The sequence below is a fragment of the Pseudoalteromonas sp. Isolate6 genome (genome assembly GCF_022398435.1).
Classification (GTDB): domain Bacteria; phylum Pseudomonadota; class Gammaproteobacteria; order Enterobacterales; family Alteromonadaceae; genus Pseudoalteromonas; species Pseudoalteromonas galatheae.
The window spans coordinates 1-2,786 of record NZ_JAKEVK010000331.1; the positions used below are offsets into that span (position 1 = coordinate 1).

The following is a 2,786-nucleotide window of genomic DNA, read 5'->3' on the forward strand; positions in this document are numbered from 1 at the left end:
ACTTTGTTATATAGGATAAAAATAAAAAGGCGAAATAGCTAATGCTAGTTCGCCTTTGTTTCTGGGTTACAGTAAAAGTTAGAACGTATAGGTTGCTTTTACATAGTAGAAACCACCATTAATACCGTATGGTGAAGTCTCGTAGTATTTGCCACCCCAGTTGTTATTTGGGATACCTGTAGCGTCAAAGAAGTCTAGTTCTTCAGCATCTTGGTCAAAGATATTATTTGCACCAACAGATAGACTGATTGAATCTGTTGCATAGTAAGTAAGCTCTGCATCAAATGTGATTGTTGCACTTGCTGTTTTAGCTGTTGCATCATAATCTACGTGGACACCTTGGTATTCACCAAAGTAGTTCATACGCACAAAACCTGAGAAGCTATCCCATTGCTGAGCCCAAGTTAATGTACCTCTGTGCTTAGGTAAGTCGTTTTCTAGACGAGATACCTTGAAGTCACCTGTAATCGCAGAGAAGCGATCAACTTCGGTTTCATTCCAGTTGTATGCTGCACTAAATGTCGCATAACCACCCAGCATATCCATAGAGTAGTTACCAACTAAGTCGATACCTTGAGTCGTGGTATCGAAGTCATTAGTAAAGAAGCTCACCTGTGCTAAATTGTCAACGTTCGGAACACCCGCCGCTTTAAGGGCATCTTTGTCAGCTTGGTCTAACTCTATCTTCTCTGACTGGCTTAGGCGGTCAGTTACTTCAATGTTGTAGTAATCTAACGTAATAAATAAGTCGCCAGAACGATATACTGCGCCTAATGTGTAACTTTCAGATTCCTCCGGTTGAAGTTCCGTGCCGCCCAGTTGTAACGAAATTGGGTTTGTTGGTGGTAATAGCGCAGAGTCTACAAGTACACCACTACTTAAGTTTGTTTGTACGTTAGATACGTTAGCTTGACCTACTGTGGGTGCACGGAAACCGGTACTGATTGAACCACGAACTGAGAAGTCCTCTGTAACGTGGTACTGGCCCGTGATCTTAAAGTTAGTAGTCGAGCCAAATGAATCATAGTCTTCATAACGCAGCGCCCAGCCCATCATGAAGTCTTCAGTAAATGGCGTTTCAATATCCACATAAGCGGCATAGTTACGGCGAGTGTATTCACCTGCTGCAGAAGGTTTAAATCCAGGGAAACCGTTCGAGCCAATACCAAAGCCTTGTTCTGTTAGCGGCCCTGCAATAAATGACGCTTCATCGCCCGAAAGTACTTCAAATGTTTCTTCATGCCACTCAAGACCTGCAGCAACGTTTACATCGTAAGCAAGATCAAAGTCGTAACCTTTCGATACATCAAAGTTAAAGTTCTTTTCTAGCTGAATATACTTACCTGGACTAAAGTCCATCGGAGTATCTGGACCTAATGAGGCATTCACCGTGTTAGTAATAAAATATCTAGATTCGTTGCGGCCAACAGAGCCACTCAAATCCCAATAGGCTCCCTCTAAGAAGCCATCTTTAAATTCACCTCTCACACCCATAGTTAAAGATGTATCTGTTATATTACCACCGAAGTTTGGTGTAAATCCTGCTGGAAGGATTTGGTTAAATGCAAAACAGTTGGCAGCATCCAACTGCCCTAATGCCGTTGGATCTGGCAATCCATTCGCTTGAAGTTCGACTACTGGACAGTCTAATTGTGCATCAAGGCCACCATCTAACGCACCTACTAACACTGTTGGTGTTGCCGCATCCCACAATTTTTGCTGTGCTTCGTCTGTTGCACTCCTTCTCATCGGTACGCCATTAACGAGTCTGATTGTACCGCCATAAACTCCGGGGCGAGTGGTTGGGTTTCGATAATAGAACCCACCTTTTACATCCCGTTCTGAGTAGTTACCGAACATGTAGAAGTGGGCGTTATCTGTAACGTCTACACCAACATTACCAAAAATACTGATGTCGTCTTTGATTTCGGGGGCACCCCAAATTTGTGCTGGATCTGCAACGCCTTCTAAGCCAGCTCCCGCAAATGCTGCTGCATCAGGACGCTGAACACTGCGGCTAGTCGCATCGGCCTCTTTATATTGAAAGCTTAGGTTAGCAAAGCCATCATCCGTAAATGGTAGACCCACGTTACCTTCGATAACCGTTGTATCGCCGTCACCTTCGTAGTATTCACCTTGACGAATAGAGAACGAGCCCCCTTCGCTTGCGTCTTTTAGTACAAAGTTCATTACACCCGCGATCGCATCTGAACCGTACTGCGCGGCAGCACCGTCGCGAAGTACCTCCACCTGTTTAAGCGCGATACTAGGGATCACTGAAATATCAGGACCTTGAGCACCATCGTTAATCCCACCGCCTAAAAAGGCAATAACCGACGAACGGTGGCGACGCTTACCGTTTAACAAAATCAGCGTACTATCCGCAGGCAATCCGCGTAAGTTAGCTGGTCTTACTAAAGTCGCTGCATCACTGATAGGATTCGCGTGTACGTTCAAAGACGGTACAGAACCTTTCAGTAGCTCGAGCATGTCAGAACCTGCCGCCTTTGACATATCTTCTGCACCGATGATGTCGATAGGGACCGGTGACTCACCCACAGAGCGAGGTGCAGCCCGAGAGCCAACTACGGCGATTTTTTCGATTTTTTCATCTGACTTTGCTTGATTGGCTTCTTCAGCCATTACGGTCGTGGTAAGAAGTGACGTAGTTGCTGCAGAAGCGAGCGCGAAGCGAATTGCACGGCGCAGCGTGTTACTTTTTAGTTTCATCCTGTTTCCCCAGTTGATTGTTGTTGTCATACCAATAAAAAGGTCATTTATAATAT

At 45.0% G+C, this 2,786-nt stretch carries 1 protein-coding gene; it reads right to left on the reverse strand.

The features are described 5' to 3' along the window. Positions 1-78: 78 nt before the first annotated feature. On the reverse strand, positions 79-2,730 hold the full coding sequence (locus L1D50_RS22490; protein ID WP_128725808.1) for a TonB-dependent receptor: 2,652 nt from the start codon (positions 2,728-2,730) through the stop codon (positions 79-81). Positions 2,731-2,786 lie beyond the last annotated feature (56 nt).

Coding starts and splice junctions, on each gene's coding strand:
- L1D50_RS22490 (WP_128725808.1), bottom strand. CDS start 2,730: ATGAAACTAAAAAGTAACACGCTGCGCCGTGCAATTCGCTTCGCGCTC.